Source organism: Bradyrhizobium sp. USDA 4506, assembly GCF_054058795.1.
Genome location: NZ_JBSSBM010000002.1, coordinates 8,221,123 through 8,239,830 on the forward strand (window position 1 = coordinate 8,221,123; position 18,708 = coordinate 8,239,830).

Annotated in this window: 15 protein-coding genes; 5 read left to right on the forward strand and 10 right to left on the reverse strand. The window is 64.5% G+C overall.

Annotation, left to right across the window (positions count from 1 at the left end):
- Nucleotides 1-292 precede the first annotated feature (292 nt).
- Nucleotides 293-4,408: a bifunctional diguanylate cyclase/phosphodiesterase gene (locus tag ACVIHF_RS40865; RefSeq protein WP_456793726.1), complete on the forward strand. Its 4,116-nt coding sequence runs from the start codon at nt 293-295 to the stop codon at nt 4,406-4,408.
- Here ACVIHF_RS40865 and ACVIHF_RS40870 read toward each other — a convergent pair.
- The 3 genes from ACVIHF_RS40870 to ACVIHF_RS40880 form a co-directional block, all read right to left on the reverse strand.
- Nucleotides 4,382-4,723, reverse strand: coding sequence for a hypothetical protein (locus tag ACVIHF_RS40870; RefSeq protein WP_253604337.1), 342 nt, complete (start codon nt 4,721-4,723; stop codon nt 4,382-4,384). The genes ACVIHF_RS40865 and ACVIHF_RS40870 overlap by 27 nt on opposite strands.
- Nucleotides 4,724-4,779: 56 nt before the next feature.
- Nucleotides 4,780-5,019, reverse strand: a complete 240-nt coding sequence (locus tag ACVIHF_RS40875) for a DUF2171 domain-containing protein (protein ID WP_456793727.1) — start codon at nt 5,017-5,019, stop codon at nt 4,780-4,782.
- A 71-nt stretch (nt 5,020-5,090) separates the two neighbouring features.
- Nucleotides 5,091-5,561 (reverse strand): cupin domain-containing protein, encoded by a 471-nt coding sequence (locus ACVIHF_RS40880; protein WP_225645673.1) that lies wholly within the window; start codon nt 5,559-5,561, stop codon nt 5,091-5,093.
- A 218-nt stretch (nt 5,562-5,779) separates the two neighbouring features.
- Here ACVIHF_RS40880 and ACVIHF_RS40885 point away from each other — a divergent pair, with 218 nt between their 5' ends.
- Nucleotides 5,780-6,379 (forward strand): 3-keto-disaccharide hydrolase, encoded by a 600-nt coding sequence (locus ACVIHF_RS40885; protein ID WP_028332990.1) that lies wholly within the window; start codon nt 5,780-5,782, stop codon nt 6,377-6,379.
- 60 nt (nt 6,380-6,439) lie between these two features.
- Here the strand turns inward: ACVIHF_RS40885 and ACVIHF_RS40890 are convergent, their stop codons facing one another.
- On the reverse strand, nt 6,440-7,984 hold the full coding sequence (locus ACVIHF_RS40890) for a hypothetical protein (protein WP_456793728.1): 1,545 nt from the start codon (nt 7,982-7,984) through the stop codon (nt 6,440-6,442).
- Between the two features lie 51 nt (nt 7,985-8,035).
- On the reverse strand, nt 8,036-9,142 hold the full coding sequence (locus ACVIHF_RS40895) for a glycoside hydrolase family 5 protein (protein WP_456793729.1): 1,107 nt from the start codon (nt 9,140-9,142) through the stop codon (nt 8,036-8,038).
- A gap of 164 nt (nt 9,143-9,306) precedes the next feature.
- On the opposite strand from ACVIHF_RS40895, the gene ACVIHF_RS40900 reads away from it, so the two are divergent.
- Nucleotides 9,307-9,453 (forward strand): hypothetical protein, encoded by a 147-nt coding sequence (locus ACVIHF_RS40900; protein ID WP_168856515.1) that lies wholly within the window; start codon nt 9,307-9,309, stop codon nt 9,451-9,453.
- 20 nt (nt 9,454-9,473) lie between these two features.
- Here ACVIHF_RS40900 and ACVIHF_RS40905 read toward each other — a convergent pair whose 3' ends face one another.
- The 5 genes from ACVIHF_RS40905 to ACVIHF_RS40925 form a co-directional block, all read right to left on the reverse strand.
- Nucleotides 9,474-10,421 carry a DUF5996 family protein gene (locus ACVIHF_RS40905; protein WP_456793731.1) on the reverse strand — a complete coding sequence of 316 codons (948 nt, stop codon included), beginning with the start codon at nt 10,419-10,421 and terminating at the stop codon, nt 9,474-9,476.
- Between the two features lie 132 nt (nt 10,422-10,553).
- The gene (locus ACVIHF_RS40910) at nt 10,554-12,170 is read right to left on the reverse strand and encodes a B12-binding domain-containing radical SAM protein (RefSeq protein WP_253604324.1); all 1,617 of its coding nucleotides are present in this window, start codon (nt 12,168-12,170) and stop codon (nt 10,554-10,556) included.
- 238 nt (nt 12,171-12,408) lie between these two features.
- Nucleotides 12,409-13,008: an NAD(P)H:quinone oxidoreductase gene (gene wrbA, locus ACVIHF_RS40915; RefSeq protein WP_456793732.1), complete on the reverse strand. Its 600-nt coding sequence runs from the start codon at nt 13,006-13,008 to the stop codon at nt 12,409-12,411.
- A 146-nt stretch (nt 13,009-13,154) separates the two neighbouring features.
- Nucleotides 13,155-13,853 (reverse strand): pirin family protein, encoded by a 699-nt coding sequence (locus ACVIHF_RS40920; protein ID WP_092086905.1) that lies wholly within the window; start codon nt 13,851-13,853, stop codon nt 13,155-13,157.
- 75 nt (nt 13,854-13,928) lie between these two features.
- Nucleotides 13,929-14,681, reverse strand: a complete 753-nt coding sequence (locus ACVIHF_RS40925; protein ID WP_456793734.1) for an SDR family NAD(P)-dependent oxidoreductase — start codon at nt 14,679-14,681, stop codon at nt 13,929-13,931.
- A gap of 116 nt (nt 14,682-14,797) precedes the next feature.
- Here ACVIHF_RS40925 and ACVIHF_RS40930 point away from each other — a divergent pair, with 116 nt between their 5' ends.
- Both ACVIHF_RS40930 and ACVIHF_RS40935 read left to right on the forward strand, forming a co-directional pair.
- Nucleotides 14,798-15,712: a LysR family transcriptional regulator gene (locus tag ACVIHF_RS40930; protein WP_016846155.1), complete on the forward strand. Its 915-nt coding sequence runs from the start codon at nt 14,798-14,800 to the stop codon at nt 15,710-15,712.
- A 172-nt stretch (nt 15,713-15,884) separates the two neighbouring features.
- A complete protein-coding gene (locus tag ACVIHF_RS40935) occupies nt 15,885-18,320 on the forward strand; it encodes a Nal1-like putative serine protease (RefSeq protein WP_456793735.1) in 2,436 nt (811 codons plus the stop codon).
- The last annotated feature ends 388 nt before the right edge of the window (nt 18,321-18,708 follow it).

Genomic DNA, 18,708 nt, shown 5'->3' on the forward strand with positions numbered 1-18,708 from the left:
ATACCGCCAGCAGGGTGCTCGCCGCCGCGATTTCACGGAGTGGAACGGGCGCGGTCGCGATGCGGAATTTGGCTGCTCGGGCGGCGCGAGCAGGACGTCCATCCGCGCCTCGCCACCCTCCGCCTCAGGCTGGCACACCGGTGTCCGTAATATCCCGGAAAACCGCCGCCGGCGTTCGTCAGCCGTTTACTTTGTCGTGCAACTTGCCGGATACGCTAACCACCACTTAGGCCTCTCGCGGGCAATGTTCCCCGCCAGATTGGAGGGGTTGGCCCCGGGGCCTTCAGGAATCGTGCAGTCGAGCATCGGGCGTACCTTCGCGGCGTTGAGTGCCACCAACGAAGCGATCCTGTACGCGAAATCACCAGAAGAATTGTACGGCAAGGTCTGCGAAGCCGCGTTCTCGAGCGGGAGCTTCCTGGCCGCGACCGTGTTTTTGCTGGAGCCGGATACCGGTCTCTTGAGGTTCGCGGCTGGCTACGGCGACGATGTCGCGCGACTACGCAGCATCACCATTTCCGCGATCGCCAACACCCCGGAGGGAGAAGGCGTGGCTGGCCGCGCGTTCCGCGACCAGAAGGCCTGCGTCCGCAACGACTATGTCAACGACGCTGTTTCGGCGGCTTGGCGCAGCGGCGCGGCAGCGGCCGGCGTCGGGGCGGCCGCCGCGGTGCCGCTGGTTTGCAACCGGCGCAGCGTCGGCGTCTTCATGGTGACGCGGCGCGAGATCAATTCGCTCAGCGACGAGGCCGTTTCGCTGCTGGAGCGCATGGCCGCGAACGTGTCCTTCGCGCTCGATAATTTCGACCACGAGGCCTCGCGCAAGAGCGGCGAGCGGGCGATGCGTCGGCTTAACCGCATGTTCGGTGCGATCAGCGCAACCAACGAGGCGATCCTTCGCGCCAAGACCGAGCACGATCTCTATCAGCGGGTCTGCGATGCCGCCGTGTTCAGCGGAAAGTCCTTCGCGACGGTGGTGCTGCTGGCCGAACCCGACACGCACTGGTTCGAGCCTGTCGCCGGCACCGGCGAGGCGCTCGACCTGATCACGCAGACGCGCTTCTCGACCGATCCGGACAACGTCTACGGCAAGGGGATTTGCGGCGAGGCGTTCCGGACCCAGCGGCCCTGCGTCGAGCACGACATCCCGATATCGATGAGCCCGTCGCATATGCCGATCGGCGGCAGCGGCCTGATGGCCTGCGTGGCGCTGCCGCTCACCCGGTTCGGCAAGAGCGTCGGCGTCCTCATCTTCTTCACCGGCAATTCCTGGGCGCGTGACGAGGAGATCATCGCGCTGCTCGCGGGGATCGCCGAGAATGTCTCGGTCGCGCTCGACAATTTCGGCCGTGCCACCGAAAAGGCCAAGGCCGACGCCGAGCGCGAGCGGCTGTCGCGGATGTTCGCGGCGCTGAGCGCGACCAACGAGGCGATCATGCGCGCGAGATCACGGCTCGAGATGTTCGAGCTGGTCTGCGCGGCGGCGGCGCATGGCGGCGGATTCAACTCCACCAGCATCCTGATCGCGAAGCCCGGCGACGATTTCCTGGAGATGATGGCGGTCGCGGGGCCTACCGCGGCAAATGCGCGCCGCCTCAACGTCTCGCTCAGCGAGGCTCGCCCCGAAGGGCGCGGCGTCTGCGGCCGGGCGTTCCGCTCGCGGCGCGCCTGCATCAACAACGATTTTCTGGGCGACGTCGCCAACAATCCGTTCCGCGACGTCATCGACCGCGAGGATGCGCGATCGGGCGCGGCGTTCCCGTTGATCGTCGACGACGAGCCGGTCGGCGTGATGCTGTTCATCTCCGCCAAGCGCAACACCTTCTCGGCTGAATTCGCCGAGCTGCTGCAGCGGCTCGCCGACAACGTCTCCTATGCGCTCGGCAGCTTCGACCGTGCCGACGAGAAGGCGTGGACCGAGGCGCAGAAGGAGCGGCTGCGGCGGATGTTCGCGGCGCTGAGCGCGACCAACGAGGCGATCATGCGGGCGAAATCCCGCAGCGAACTGTTCGATCTGGTCTGCGATGCCGCAGCGGTCGGCGGCCAGTTCGTCTCGGCCACGATCAGGCTGGTTCGCCCCGGCGAGGTCTTCCTTGACAATGTGGCCGCCTCGGGCCCGGACCGGGTGCGGGCCCGCGAGGTTCAGCTGTCGGCCGACGCGACGCGTCCGGAGGGACAGACGCTGACCGGCGTTGCGATCCGCACGCGCAGGCCCTGCATCAGCAACGACTATCTCAGCGATTTCGGCCCCGAATCGCACGTCTATCCGGCCGTACGCGACAGCGGCAGCAAATCGGGCGCAGCCCTGCCGCTGCTCAAGAACGGCGAGGCGATCGGCGCGCTGGTGTTTCTCTCCAGCGAGTTCGGCACCTTCAGCCCGGAGATGATGGCGCTGTTGCAGCGGCTTGCCGAGAACGTGTCGTTTGCGCTGGCCAATTTCGATCGCGCCGACGAGAAGGCGCGGGACGACGAGCAGAAGGAGCGGCTGTCGCGGATGTTCGCGGCGCTGAGCGCGACCAATGAGGCGATCATGCGGGCGAAGTCCCGCGCAGAATTGTATCGACTGGTCTGCGCGGCGGCGGCGACCGGCGGCAAGTTCACCTCGACCACGATCGCGCTGGCGCAGACCGGAAGCGACTATCTGCGGATCGTCGCGATTGCGGGGCCGGCGGCGGAGGGCGCGCGCCAGGTGACGCTCTCGACCAGCGAGGCGCACCCCGAGGGGCGCGGCGCCTGCGGCCGGGCGTTCCGCTCCGGCAAGGCGTGCATCATCAACGACTATTTTGCCGATCCCGAGACCGCCGCCTTCCATGAGCGCGCCCGGCTCGATGGAACGCAGTCCAGCGCCTCGTTTCCGCTTGTTGTCAGCGGGCAGGTGGTCGGGGTCATGATCTTCGTCGCGCTCGACAAGGACACCTTCACGTCGGAGTTCGCCGAATTGCTGCAGCGCCTCGCCGACAATCTGGCGTTTGCGCTCGAGAGCTTCGATCGCGCCGATGAGAAACACAACGCCGACGAGCGCATCGAATATCTTGCCTCGCACGACAGCCTGACCAATCTGCCGAACCGCGAGACGTTCAACGAGATGCTGCATCACGCGATCTCGGCGGCGGATCGCCATCGCCGGCAGCTCGCGGTGCTGTTCATCGATCTCGACCGCTTCAAGGTGATCAACGACTCGCTCGGCCACGACGCCGGCGACATGCTGCTGGTGGCGATCGCCGAGCGGCTGCGTGGATCGTTGCGCGCGAGCGACGTGGTGGCGCGGCTCGGCGGCGACGAGTTCGTGGTCATCCTCGAGGAAACCGCCGAACGGGACGACGTCGAGCGCATCGCCGGCGATCTTCTGGTTTCGCTCAGCCAGCCGCTGCAGCTCAGCGGGCATGAGTGCCACACCACGGCCTCGATCGGCATCGCGATGTATCCGGCCGATGGCTCGGACGTGCAGACGCTGACCAAGAATGCCGACATGGCGATGTATCTCGCCAAGGAAGACGGCAAGAATGGCTTCCGCTTCTTCTCCAACGAGATCAGGGCGCAGTCGATCGAGCGCTTGACGATGGAGAGCGCATTGCGCCGCGCACTCGAGCGCAAGCAATTCTCGCTCGACTATCAGCCCAAGGTGGACATGGCGAGCGGGCAGATCAGCGGCGTCGAGGCGCTGCTGCGCTGGACCCATCCCGAGCTTGGCAAGGTATCGCCGGGGCAGTTCATCCCGCTTGCCGAGGAAACCGGCCTGATCGTGCCGATCGGCCGCTGGGTGTTGAAGGAAGCCTGCGGGCAGAACATGGCGTGGCAGCGCCGCGGCCTCAGGGCCGTGACGATGGCGGTCAACCTTTCACCGCGGCAGTTCGGCGATCCGAACTTGCTCGACGACATCGACGCGGCGCTGGAGGAGAGCGGCATGTCGCCGGCGTTGCTCCAGCTCGAGGTCACCGAGAGCATGGTGATGCGCAACGTGACGCGTGCGGTGCGCGTGCTCGACGCGATCCAGAATCGCGGCATTCGGCTGGCGATCGACGATTTCGGCACCGGCTATTCATCGATGTCGCTGATGAAGCAGTTCCCGATCGACACCATCAAGATCGACCGCTCTTTCGTGCGCGACCTGCCCAATGATTCCGAGGACGTCGCGATCGCGCAGGCGATCATCTCGATGGGCAAGGCGCTCGGCATGACCATCGTCGCCGAGGGCGTCGAGACCTCCGAGCAGCAGGAATTCCTGCGCGCCCATGCCTGCGACGAGATGCAGGGCTTCCTGTTCAGCCGGCCGCTGCCGCCGCGCGATCTCGCCGAATTGTTGAAGCCGTCGCAGGCAGAGGCGTCGCCGCCGTTGCAGCCGTCGCTGGATGGCGAGGCGACCAGCGAGGCGGGGCCGGATCTAGGGCGGAAACGCGCTGTCGTCTGACGGCTGCACGGGCAGGTCGCGAACGTCGGAATCGGTTGATGCGACCTTGCGCGAGAAATCATAGGGCCACGGCAGGATGTCCTGGCCGGCCAACGTCTGGCGCAACACAACGGCAGCCTCCGCAAAGCTCGCGCCGTCGGCAAGGCGGAGCTGGCGGCTCCAGGCGGATGGCAGCGGTTCGGCGGCATCGCGCATCTCGAATGCCGGCCCCCACCACCAGGCCGGCGCGGGCGGCCGTTCCGGTTCCGCAATGGCGCGCCAGCGCGCGAACTCGTCGACGATGCGGGCAAATTGCAGCTTGGCGGCGGGATGCATCGAAGGCCCTTCCTTGGGCCGGGATGATAGCATCGCTCCCACCTCGCGCAACGCGGCTATTGGCGGCCGTGCTGCCAATGCGCCGTCACGTCGGAGCCCGATTTGTTGAGGTGGACGTGCTGGTCGACATGGTCGACCCAGGACAGCGGAATGAAGTGATGGTGCCGACCGTCAGGCGAGCTTTGCTTGGTCAGCTTGATCTGGTCGGTGCCTTCCATGTGGTCGACCTTGCCGACCGTTTTCTTGTCCGACGAGATCACATCCATATGTTCCCGAATGTCGGCAGCGTTTGCCATGCGTCATCTCCTCGTCACGCTGATGAGGATGAAACGCCGCGTGGATGCAAAGGTTGCTAGCCGGGTTCCGGCTACTTCTGCTCGACCTCGGTCGCGGTGGCCGGGCCTTCGCCCATGATCAGCAGCACGGCGTCCTCGTCCTTGGCGCCGTCCCAGTGCACCTGCTTGCCGAAATGGGTGACGAAGCTGCCGGCCGGCATCGCCACGGTGCCGTGATCGGGATCGAATTTCGGACCCGAGCCGACCCACCAGGTGCCTTTGAGCACGACGATGTAGCGGTCGTTGGGATGGAAGTGCGGACGGCTGAAGTGATTGCCCTTGGTCCATTTGGTGTAGACCATGTAGAAGCCGGGCTTCGCGGGATCGCCGACCACGACGGCATTCTGCGCGCCGCGCGCATCGACCGGGCTCCAGGGAATCTGATCCGGCAGCTTGTAGGTGACGGCGGCCGGATTGAGCTCTGCCGCGGAGCTGACGCTCAGCATGCCGGCGAAGGCCAGCGGCATCATCAGGTATCGCCATGATCGGTTCGACGCCGTCATCGGTATGCTCCCAGATCGGATTTCTCGGGCGACTGCCGCGCCCGTATGCGGCGCAAGCTAGTCGCCCTCGCTTCCGCCGGGCAAGACACGTGCGCGCATGTCTGATCTCAGGATTGCGACAGCGATCCGTGACACAACGCAGTTGCAATATGAAAAAGCATTTACGCCGCCGCAGACGATGATAGGTTGCGCGCCAACCAAAAGACGGGAGGATAACCTTGAAGAAGCATCTGTCGATACTGGCGGCGGGACTTGTGATCGGTGCGGCCGCGCTGCAATTTTCCACCGCCGCCTCGGGGGACGACGGCTGGGTCACGCTGCTCGACAGCTCCAAGAAGGGTGACTGGGACGAGGTCGGCAAGGCCAATTGGGCGATGAAGGACGGCGCGCTGGTCGCCGACAAGCTCGACGGCAAGGATCTCTCCTATCTCGTCAGCAAAAACCAATACAAGGATTTCCAGATCCGGGCGGAGTTCTGGACCGACGAGGATGCCAATAGCGGCATCTTCATCCGTTGCGAAGGCAACAAGGTGATCGACTCGAAGGTCTGCTACGAGGTCAACATCTTCGACAAGCGGCCGGACCCGACCTACGGCACCGGCGCGATTGTCGACGTCGGCAAGGTCGATCCGATGCCCAAGGCGGCAGGCAAGTGGAACGTCTACGAGATCACGGCGCAGGGGCCGCATTTCGTCGTGACGCTGAACGGCCAGAAGACCGTCGACGCCCAGGATTCCAAGCACGCCAACGGCTATATCGCGCTCCAGTATGGTTCGGGCGTGGTCAAGTTCCGCAAGGTGCAGATCAAGCCGCTCTGACGGCTATTCGCGAGCGGAGCCCGGTCGCGGCGCGGCCGGGCTTCTGCTTGCCGTCATGCGCTATCGATCGGTCGTCGCCTGATCGTCACTCTGCGTGCGCAGATGGTGGCCGATCACGAGCCCGGTCAGGCACAGCAGCAGCCCAAGTGCCGGCGGCGCAAACAGCGCCTCCTCTTGGAAGATGCCGTTCACCAGCACGACCATCGTGCCGAAAGCGGCGAGCCCCTGGATGAGGATTCCCGACGAGGCGTAGAGCCGCCAGGCCTTCAGCGCCATCGCCAGGAAGTAGCCAAGCGGCACCAGTGAGCCGATCCCCATCTGGTACAGCAGCACGCCGACGGCGCTCTCCACCGCGCCGTCCATCGTGCCGGCCGCCTGCGCGGCGTTCCAATCGATCGAGAAATAACCTTCGGAGAGGTTGCCGCCGACGCCAAGTCCGCGGCCGATCGGATTCTGCCGAAAGCCGTCCCATCCGCCCATGAAGCCGATTACGTGGAAGTCGCCGATCTGGAGTCCGATATAGATCGCCGCGATGGCGTACAGCACGAGCCCGACCAGCGCGACGGCAAGGGTGACGGTTGCGCCGAGCAGCCAGGTTGCCGTCCAGCCCAGGGCGACGAAGATGACCAGGATGAGCGCACCCTTCACGCTACAGCAAATCAGCAGCGGTATCGCAGCCAGCGCCAGCCAGCGATATCCGACCGCGAACAGGAACAGGATGGAGAAGGCGATCCCGTAACCGAAGCTGATCGGGCTCATATTCGGTCCGAAGATACGCAGCAACGACGAGAGGCCGAGGTCCTCGAACAACGGGCTGTTGAGAAAGCTGAAACGGAAGCGATCGATCAGATCCACCGGCACCCTGCCGGTTGCGCGCATCTCGGCTTCCCAGGATCCGGAACGGGTCGCCTTCAGCTCGTCGAAATGCCAGAACGTGTAGCCGTTGGTGATGGAGAGCCAGAAATCGCGGAACAGCAGTTCGACATATCCGCAGACGATGAGCAGCGCGGCAACCGTCACCAGGAACGGCGTGATGCGGATCTCGAAGGTTGCGGCCGTCAGCAGCGATAGCTGAAACAGAAACAGCGGCAGCGCAATGTTGCGCAGATAGACGAGGGCCGCGTGCGAGTCCTGCGTGGCGCCGAGCAGGAAATACGCCGTCACGGTTGCGAGGGTGATCGACCCCCACTTCATGATCCGGTCGATCTCGGCGGAATGTTTCCGCTCGTGCAGCGCGTAGAGCGCCAGCGTGACCAGCCACATCACCGCGATGACCAGGAAATTGTAGCCCTTGACGAAATCCATCTCCTGCTCGGTCGTCATGTAGGACGACAGGATCGAGACGAAGAGATTCTGGAAGAAGATGATGAAGATGGCGATCGACGGCGCGTAGGCCGGCACCGCGAGCACGATGGCGCAGCCGATCAGACTTTCGACGACGATCGCGAGCCCGGCGTTGGCCGCCTGCATGATCGGTGCGAATGCGATCGATGCCACGGCGATGCCGAGTGCAGGAATCAGATCGCCGGCCAACAGCGGCCGCGGGGCTATCTCTGCTCGCACAGGCTCTGACCTAACGTGACCGGACGTGTGGAAGTGCCACACCGCATCGTCGATCTAGCCGTGCATTGTGTAAGAACCGGTTAACCAGATGGGTCAGCGGGGCCCGAGCAGGGCCCTCAGCGTCTCGCGGTCGACCTTGCCGGTGACGGCGTCGGCGAGGCCGAAACCCTGCGACAGCTCCCAATGGGTCCAGCCCCAGCATTGTTGCCGGGCGTAGGCCGTCACGCCGGCGAGCCAGCGCAGCCGGCTGTCGCGCGGCGCTCCGGCTTTCAGCACCCCGAATTCATTGATGATGATCGGCCGCGAATATTGCCGTTGCCAGGCGGCGGCAGGCTCGAGCCATTTGTTAATGCCGCGGTCGGGAATGGCGCGGTCCACCATCGCGAGCGCCTTGCGCTTGTCCAGCGCGGTGAGCTGCTTCCGCAGCTGTTGAACGCTGGGATCGTCGGCGCGGACCGGATAGGGCAATCCGGTGACGTCGTGCAGCGGCTCACTCGGATCCCAATGGGCCTGATGGGTGAACACCATCGGATCGTAGAAGTGGATGGCATAGACGACGTTCGGATCGTCGAGCGGAGTGAAATCCGGCAGCGAATCCGCGCGCTGCCAGTTGACCGGACCGGTGACCAGCGTGGTCTGCGGCAGCAGGCCGCGAATGAAGCCGGCCAGCTCCCGGACTTCGCCCTGCCATTGCGCGGCCTCTACATCCGGCTCGTTCAACAGTTCCGCAAACACACGGTCGGACGGATAGCGCTGCATGACCCGTGCGAGCTCGGTCCAGGCGCGCTTCATTTCGGTCATCGCATTGGGCGGATCGTCCTTGTGCAGCGCGTTGAAGCGCTCGCCGGAATGCAGGTCGATCGACACCGCATAGCCGAGCGCGAGCAGGGTCTTGAGCGCCGCATCGACGGTGCGCAGGCGGCTGTCGATCTCGGCTTTCGCGGCGAAGCGAGGCATGACGAAGTCGGCGGGCACCGGCAGCCGGATGTGGGTCATGCCGGCCTTGCGCAACTCGAGCAGCAGGCCGCGGGGCGGCGCCGACCGCGGATCGGCGATCCAGCCGTCGGCATTGACGCCGCGTGACAGCGCCTCGAGCCGCTCGGCCGGGACGCCTTCGATCAAGGCGGGACAGGCCCGCGCGGCGACCGACAGCAGAATCGACGCGCTGACCGCGAGGGCAAGGATCGATGGCCGCGTCATGACCGATCAGCGTGCGATGGTTGTCGCGGGATCGTGACGGGTTGCGGGGCGCTCACGAATATACTGCCTGTAGTGTTCGAGCCGGCCGGGGTTGCGGGGCGTCGTCCGAAAGATAGCTCGGCGATGCACCGATGCGGTAAAGGCGTAACACGAAAATTTAACTTATGCGCCTTCGCCGACTATCCACGAGAATCGCAAACGAAGCGTTTGGTCGCGACCGCGCCGTGCTGGCGCTGCGTCACTATCCGAAATTCTCCGCGCGGCTGAAGCAGGCGCTCGGCAAGGCGACCCCGTCGCGCGAAGAGGATTGAGCCGCCGGCACAGCGCGCCGCTAGACCCCTCGGACCACGCCCGGCTGGCCCGGTGCGCATTCCAGCGCAGCACGGTCCCAGTTCGCGTTGATGGCCGCGGCCTCATAGCTCGATTGCAGGAATTCGAGCAGCGCCTTGTCGGGGTCCGCAGCCGTCCGCACGGCGTCGTAGGGCAGGATGAATTCGCCAAGCGCCTCGCTGAAGAACGCAGCATCGGGCCGTACCGGCGCGCTGCGATAGCCCGCGGGTTCCGGATAGGCGTAGGAATAGAACGCGGGATAATCGATCGCGCCGCCGCCCGGCCAGAAGCCGGCGCTGCTGACCTCGTGCGAATAGGCCTCGTGCGCCACTTCATCGGGCAAATGGGGCACGCCGCCGGGATGCCGCGGCGCGGTTCTGCCGGAAAACCGCGTCACCGCGAGATCGAAGCTGCCCCAGAAGAAATGCACCGGGCTCGCCTTGCCGAGGAAGCCGGTCCGGAATTGCTTGAACACGCGATCGCAGTTCACGAGGATCTGGTGAAACCGGCGCACGGCATCCGCGTCGTACGACGCATGCTGCGTATCCTGCGAGAAGCGGATCGGATCGGCGACTTCGTTCGGTATCTCGTCAATGGCGACGTCGATGCCGAGGTCCTTCAGATTGCTCATGACCGCCGCGTAGAAGCTCGCGACCGATTGACCGGCCAGCGCGAATTGCCGTTCGGTGCCGTCGCTGGTCGAGATGCGGAGCATGTGATCGATGAAATCGAAGTCGATCTGGAACGTGCGATCGCCGTCGGGGATCGGCGAGGTCGTCAGCCCGCGCGCCGTGACATAGAGCGTGACGTGCCAGGAGTGATTGAGCCAGGGCGACTTCGCCAGCCGGATCTTGCCGGCGATCTGGGTGAAGAGCTGGAGCGTGGCACAGCTGTCGCGCCACGCCGCGGTCGGCAGTTCCGGCCAGCGTGTCTTCTGTGTGTTGGTCATGACAAACCTCTGGGCTGCGCGACGTACAGTGTTTCGGCTATTACGAATTGGTCGTGATGACCTCGGGGGAACCGATCCTCTCGTTCCGCGCGACGTGCTCTGGTCGGCGAAGCGCACGAACGCGCTTTGCCGTCAAACCGCACGTAGGTTAGTTCGCGGCCCAAGCTCCGTGGCCCTCACCGGCGGCATATCGTCGAGGGCGGCAATCCGGCGGTCAATCTCACGGATCACGTGTTTCGAGAATGGCCCGAAATGCAAATACAGCGCCATCAGCATCACGATGTAGCGAAGCGCGCCCGGATTGGACTTGGCGACCTCGACGAAGGTCTTCCAGAACGGTTCGCGGACCTCCGGCAGGGCACGCATGATCGTGTGCACGCCCTCGATGCCGCCAAGCCTCTTGCGTATGTCGCCATCCGGCAGGTCGCGGCGCCGGTCGGACCGGTCGAGCATGGCGGCGAGCCGCGACAGCCGTCCTGCATAGGCCGTCGGGTCGAACACGTGCCCGATCACGGCCTTGTAGTCCTCAAGGATGTCACGCAGCGGACGTACGGTGTCGAAATTGCAGCCGAGCGTGCATTGGTCGCCCGCCTGCTCGACTTTCATGAGATCGTGGCCTTCGTGCAGGCGGCCTTCCTTCGCCAGCCGCCGCGTCAGCTGTGTGCCCGGCAGTGCATAGAGCAGTCCAACCATGCAGACTGGAATGCTCGCCTCCTCGATGAAGTCGATCATCGCGTGCCCCATCGAGGCTTTCTCGGTATCGAACCCGACGATGAAACCCGCGGTGACGAACATGCCGTAGCCATAGATCTTGTGAATGCATTCGGCGATGTCGCGCCGGGTGTTCTGCTTCTTCTTCATCTGCACGAGGGTCTCCGGATCCGGGCTCTCAATGCCGACGAAAATCCCGAAGAAGTTCGCGTCCTTCATCGCCTGCAACAGCTCGCTGTCGTCAGCGATATTGATCGAGGCTTCCGTCGAAAACTCGAACGGATAGTCTCGCTCCTCCAGCCAGGCTTTGAGCTGCGGCAGCAGGATGCGGAGGTTTTTCTTGTTCCCGATGAAGTTGTCGTCGACGAAATCGACATGTCCGCGATAACCGTGATCGTAGAGCGCTTGCAACTCAGCGAGAATTTGATCGGGGGTCTTGGTGCGCGGCACACGACCATACAGCTCGATAATATCGCAGAACTCGCAGGTGAACGGGCAGCCACGCGAATATTGCACGCCAATGAAGAGATAGTGCTCGAACTTGATCAGGTCATAGCGGGGCATCGGGCTTAACGTGACGTCGATCTTGAATTTCTCGGCGACGAACACGCCCTTGCGCTCTCCACTTTCCCAGGCGGCGACGAATTGCTGAATGATTTGCTCTGCCTCACCGATCACCTGGAAGTCCGCGTCGGCGTAAAGATGCGGGCTGGAGGAGACGTCAGGTCCGCCGACACATACCGGCTTGCCGTGCCGGTGTGCGAGATCGATCAGGTGGAGAAAATCAGGTTGCTGGTTGAGCATGCCGCCGATCATGACAAGATCGGCCGAGTCGAGATCGGCGTCCGTCAAGGGCTCGGTGTTACGGTTGATGAGGCGAATATCCCAATGCTTCGGCAGCATGGCGGCGACGGTGATCAGTCCGAGCGGCGCCGCCGGATACTTCGCATCGACGAGTTCACAAGCTTCCGTATAGTTCCAGAAGGAGTCCTGAACGAACTTCGGATAGATCATTAGGACGCGACAGGGAACCGTCATGTTGCTCCGGCCTGGATATTGACGGGCACGATGACACGCGGTTTGTCGCCGCTCAAGGGCTCAATTCGCGGCCAATTGTCAGGCAATCCTGGGCATGGACGCCTATTACGTCGATTATCGGCCTTTCTTGGCGTCTCTTGGCGTTCGAGCAGCGATCGCTCTTGCGCCGTTGTCCGGGAACGACGTCGCGACTTTGGTAGGGGCGGCAATCGCGAACGAGAATGCCGCCCCCGTCGCATCAGCCGTGAAGTTTCCTCGCGGTCTCCGCGATCGCGCGGCCCTGATTGCGGGCGCCGGCGAGTTCGTTCTCGCTCGGCTGGCGGCTGCCGTCGCCGCCGGTGATCGTGGTTGCGCCGTAGGGCGCGCCGCCGGTGACCTCGTCGAGCTTCATCTGTCCGGCAAAGCCATAGTTCAGGCCGACCACCGTCATGCCGAAATGCAGGAGGTTGGTGATGATCGAGAACAGCGTGGTCTCCTGGCCGCCATGCTGGGTCGCGCTCGAGGTGAAGGCGCCGCCGACCTTGCCGTGCAGCGCGCCCTTGGCCCAGAGGCCGCCGGCCTGGTCGAGGAAGTTGGCCATCTGCGAGGCCATGCGGCCGAAGCGGGTGCCGGTGCCGACGATGATCGCATCGTAGTTGGCGAGATCGTCGATCTTGGCGATCGGCGCGGCCTGGTCGAGCTTGTAGTACGAGGCCTTGGCGACTTCGGCCGGCACCAACTCGGGGACGCGTTTGATGTTGACGATGGCGCCGGCTTCGCGCGCGCCTTCCGCGACGGCATTCGCCATGGCTTCGATGTGACCGTAGGCAGAGTAATAGAGAACGAGAACCTTGGCCATGATGGCCTCCTTGTGGTTTGGCAGTAGGGTGAGGTTAAGGAACCCCGTCATTGCCGGGCTTGACCCGGCAATCCATCAAACGAAGAACCCTTGCGAAGCCCGATGGATGCCCGGGTGCCCGGGCATGACGAGTGTGGATGTGGTGATCAGGCCGCGTCGACGAGCACCAGCTCGGCATCCTCGAGCGCGGTGATCTTCAGCTTGGCCTCGTCGCGGATCGCGGCGCCGTCGCGGGCATTGACGCGCACGCCGTTGACCTCGATGCTGCCGGCCGCCGGCACCAGATAGAGGTGACGGGCCTTGTCGGCCGCGTATTCCGCACTCTCGCCGGCCTTCAGCGTGGTGGCGAGCACCCGCGCATCGGCACGGATCGGCAGCGCGTCGTCGTCGCCGTCGATACCCGAGGCGATAGTGACGAGCTTGCCGGAGCGGTCCGCCTTCGGGAACGGCTTGGAGCCCCAGGTCGGGTGGCCGCCCTTCGTCGTCGGCTCGATCCAGATCTGGAAGATCTTGGTCTTCGCGGGCTCCAGATTGTACTCGGAGTGACGGATGCCGCTGCCGGCGCTCATCACCTGGACGTCGCCGGCTTCGGTACGTCCCTTGTTGCCGAGCGAATCCTGGTGCGTGATTGCGCCTTCGCGAACATAGGTGATGATCTCCATGTTGGCGTGCGGATGTGCCGGGAAGCCGGAGTTGGGCGCGATCTCATCGTCGTTCCAGACGCGCAGCGCGCCGTGGCTGACATTATCGGGATCGTAGTAGCTCGCGAACGAGAAGTGGTGCTTGGCCTTCAGCCAGCCGTGGTCGGCGCCGCCAAGCTTTGCGAATGGTCTGAGTTCGATCATGGTCATTCCCCTTGATGTCGATGTTGAGGAGCAGGCCGGGCGCACCGCGCCCGGCGTCTCCAGAAAATTTTGCGATCAGGCGCCGAAGCCGCCATCGACGTTGAGCACGGTGCCGGTCACGAACGAGGCTTCCGGGCTTGCCAGGAACACGACGCCCGCTGCGACTTCCTCCGGGCGGCCGAAGCGTTGCAGCGCGTGCTGCAAGCGTTGCGTCTCGGCAAACTCGCCACCGTCCTTCGGGTTCATGTCGGTGTCGATCGAGCCGGGCTGCACCACGTTCACCGTGATGCCGCGCGGTCCGAGGTCGCGCGCCGCGCCCTTGGTGTAGCCGACGACGGCCGCCTTGGTAGCGACGTAGTCGGCAAGGCCCGGGAACGAGGCGCGGTTCGCCAGCATGGAGCCGACGGTGACGATGCGGCCGCCTTCGCCCATCAGCTTGGAGGCGGCGCGGATCGCGGTGATCACGCCGTTGATGTTGATCGCCTCCTGGCGGGCGAGCGTCGCGGTGTCGGCCTTGGGGTCGTCGACCGCGCCGCCGGATGCGACACCGGCATTGTTGACCAGGATGTCGAGCCGGCCAAAATCCTTGGCGACGGTCTTCACCAGCTGATCGACATCGGATGACGAGGCCTGGTCAGCCTTGTAGGCGCGGGCGTTGACGCCCTTGCCCTTCAATTCGGCGACCACGGCCTCGGCCTTCTCGGGAGAGGCGACGTAGCTGATCGCGACGCTCGCACCTTCCGCGGCGAGTGCACGGGCGCTGGCCGCGCCGATGCCGCGCGAGCCGCCGGTGACGAGGGCAACCTTGCCTGAGAGCTTCTTTGTCATTGGATTTCTCCATCGGTTGAATTTGATGGCACTTGGATATGCCTCCGGCCGTGGTATAGAAATAGAAACTATTGAAACTTATTGTTTCCAGTATTGAGCAATCAGGACAGCGGCCCATGTCGAAACTGCCGGACTTCGAGGCGCTCGCGATCTTCGCAAAAGTCGTGGAATTACGGTCGTTTGCGGCGGCCGCGACCGAGCTCTCGCTGTCCAAGGCGACGGTGTCCAAGGCGGTCAGCCGGCTGGAGGAGCGGCTCGGCGCCCGGCTGTTCAACCGCACCTCGCGGCGGCTGGCGCTGACCGATGCCGGCCAGAAATTGTCGGAGCGCGCCGCGCGGCTGCTCGCCGATGGCGAGGCCGCCGAGAACGAGGCGCTGGCGCAATCGACCACGCCGCGCGGCCTGGTGCGGCTCGCAGTGCCGATGAGCTTCGGCATCAAGACGGTGGCGCCGCTGCTGCCGGAATTCATGGAGGCCTATCCGGAGGTTTCGATCGACCTGCACTTGAGCGACGCCACGGTCGATCTGATCGGCGAGGGCTTTGATGCTGGCCTGCGCATCGCGCGGCTGCCGGACTCCTCACTGATCGCGCGGCGGCTGTGTGGCATGCCGCGCTACACCGTGGCCGCGCCGTCCTATCTGAAGCGCCACGGCCGGCCGACCCATCCGATGCATCTCGCCGAGCACAAATGCTTCGGCTACGCCTATCTCTCGACTCAGGGCGTCTGGCACTACACCAACGCGTCGGGCGAGCAGGCGAGCGTGCGTCCCGCCGGCCAGCTCCGGGTCAACAATGGCGAGGCGGTGATGCCCGCGCTGCTCGCCGGTCTTGGCATCGCCGATCTGCCCGACTTCATCGTCGGCGATGCGATCGCGCGCGGCGAGGTCGAGGTGATCCTGAAAGGCTGGAAGCAGCCCGAGGGCGCCGTGCATCTCGTCACCCCGCCCGGCGGCCCGCGGCCCGCGCGCGTCGAGGTGCTGGCGGATTTCCTGGCGAAGCATTTCGCCAAAGGGCGCGCGCAGCGGAAATAGAAATCCGCACGCGGAGCGGTGGAGGGACATCCGGCCCGCCCCGTCACATTCGTGTCATCCCTTTTAAATTGTATTGCTTATGTGAACTAACCCACGATCGAGGGCTGCCGCGATCGTCTATTTCTGCGTCCTGCACCGGTGTTGCCGCAAAGCGCATTTTCGGAGGAACCAGATGATTGATCTGACCAAGCATGACTTCACGTCATTGTCGGTGAAGGATCTGCTCGATGCCCGCGAGGCCTATCACGTGCATCTGGCACATCTGCAATCGGTCTACGCCACGGCGATCGGCCGCTATCTGATCCGGGACAACGACCGCAACGCGACGGAAAGAAAGGCGCACTCCAAGCCGCAGGCACTCGGACCGCGCACGCTGTTCAATTCGTCGGTCAAGGACTGGTCGTGGCCCTGCATCCTCGTCTTCGTCCGCGACTGGATGAAGCGCTCCGAGCTGAAGAACCATCCCGAGAAGCAGGACCAGCTGGTGCCTCCGTTCCTCTATCTGCCGGATGGTCGCGTCGTGCCCACCTGCGTCGTCAAGGTCGATCCGAACGAGGGCAGTCCCGGCACCGTCGATCCGCCGGTGTTCAAGAGCGATCTGGTCGGCGGCGGCTTTCCGGTGCAGACCATGATCCAGGGCAAGATCCACCGCGGCTCGATCGGCTGTCTCGTCACCAATGGCGAGACGGTGTTTGCGCTCTCCAACCGTCACGTGGTCGGCGCCGCCGGCCGCGAGATCTTCGCCGGCTTCAAGAACACCGACCGCCGCCTCGGCATCAGCGATGCACTGCAACTCGGCAAGCGCGCCTTCAGCGAGGTCTATCCCGGCTGGCCCGGCTCGCGCGTGGTGGCCAATCTCGATGCCGGCCTGATCCGCGTCGATGACGTCAAGGGCTGGACCGCACAGGTTTACGGCGTCGGCCAGGTCGGCGACGTCGTCGACCTCAATGTCGGCACCTTCCGTCTCGACATCATCAACCAGCCGCTGATCGCGTTCGGTGCGACCAGCGGATTGATGAAGGGCAAGATCCTCGGCCTGTTCTATCGCTACAAGACCGTCGGCGGCGTGGAATATGTCAGCGATTTCGTGATCGGCCCGCGCGACGGCGACACGCCGCTCAACAATTATCCGGGCGACTCCGGCACGGTCTGGTTTGTCGACGATCCGGACGCCAAGAAGAACGCCAGCGGCGCGCGGATCCTCAGTCCCCTGGCGCTCGAATGGGGCGGCCAGGAATTGTTCGGATCGAGCGGCAAGGTCCCGATGCAGGTCGCGCTCGGCATCTGCATGTCGACGCTGTGCCGTGAGCTCGATGTCGAACTGATCGGCGACTGGAACGCGGGCCATACCGAGTATTGGGGCGAATGGGGTCACGTCAAGATCGGCGCCTACGCGACCGGTCTGATTGCCGCGAAGCTTCCCAAGCTTGCCGCCATGATGGACGCCAATGCCGACAATATCGGCCTCGACGACAAGCTGCTCGTCGACCTCAAGCCGCATCAGCGAGGCACGTTCTCGCCGCTGGCCGATGTCGCCGACCTGGTCTGGCGCTTCACCCGGCACACCGACGAAAGCAACCATTTCGCCGACATGGACAAGCCCGGCAGGGACGGCAAGACGCTGCTCGATCTTTGCGCGGAGTCGACGCGCAGCGTCGATCCGAAGGTCTGGAACGACTATTACGAAGGGATCGGCGAGGACCGGCGCGGTGCATTGCCGTTCCGGGTCTGGCAGATTTTCGACGAGATGGTCGAGTATGCCGCCGCCAACAAGAAGTTGGAATTCGTCTGCGCCGCGGGCATCGTCGCACATTACATCGGCGATGCCTGCCAGCCGCTGCATATCTCGCAATTCCACCATGGCCTCGATCCGAACGACAAGGCGCATGCCAAGGTGCACAGCGTGTACGAGACCACGATGATCGGCCGCCACGGCAAGGATCTCATCAAGATGATCCCTGACGCCAGGACCAGCGACGTCGCGGAGATCGTCCCGGGCGGCACCCCGACCGGCCGCGACGCCGCGGTTGCCGTGGTCGCGCTGATGCAGCGGACCGTGAAGCGGCTGCCGCCGATGACCATCGTCAACCTGTTCAACTCCCACATGGGCAGCGGCCAGGTCGAGGCGCTGTGGTCGAAGCTGAAGGATGCCACCGCGGCCTGCATGCAGGATGGTGCCAAGGCCCTGGCCCGGGTCTGGGAAGCGGCCTGGCGCGCCGGCGCGGGCGAGGACCGCGGGCAGGGCGGCAAGTTCGATCAGGACAGTTTGAGCAAGCTCTACAACGACCCGAGCTTCCTGCCGGCGTTTCCGCTCCAGCAACTCACACTGGATGCCGACGACCACCTCGTTCCGATCGGAGGCAGCAGCACGCGGCGCCGCGGCGCGACAACCGCGCGCCGCGCGCGTCCGCAAGCAGCGAAGAAGGCCGCCAAGAAAGCTGCGAGGGAAACGGCCAGGAAGGCGCCGAAGAAGGCGGTGGCGCGCAAGCGGCCGGCCGCGGCTGCTCCGGTCCGGCGCGCGGCCGCCAGCAAGAAGACCGCGACCAAGCGCGGCGCGGCCAGCAAGCGGTCGGTCGGAAAGACCCGCAGGGCGGCGCGCAAGCGTTAGAGCAAGATGACTTACATCACATCGCGCAGCGGATTCAGCTTTACCTCGCCCCGCGTGCGGGGAGAGGTCGGAACGCATCGTTAGATGCGTTCCGGGTGAGGGGGAGCCTCCACAAGTCCAACTGTCGCCGTTTACGCGGAGGCAGCCCCTCACCCCAACCCTCTCCCCGCAAGAACGGGGAGAGGGAGCACAGCGCCGTCGTTATTCGATCGAATCTCAGCATGCACTCGGCCCGACCAGGCTCGATCTTCCCCATCGGTCAGTCGGCGTCGGATGCGACGCGCGGGACGCTTGAGATCAGCGCTCCGCTCCTGCACGATGCGACCAAGCCGCGGCTCTGACTGCGGCATCGCGATCGGTTGCGATCGCCAAAAAAGATGATTGGGGA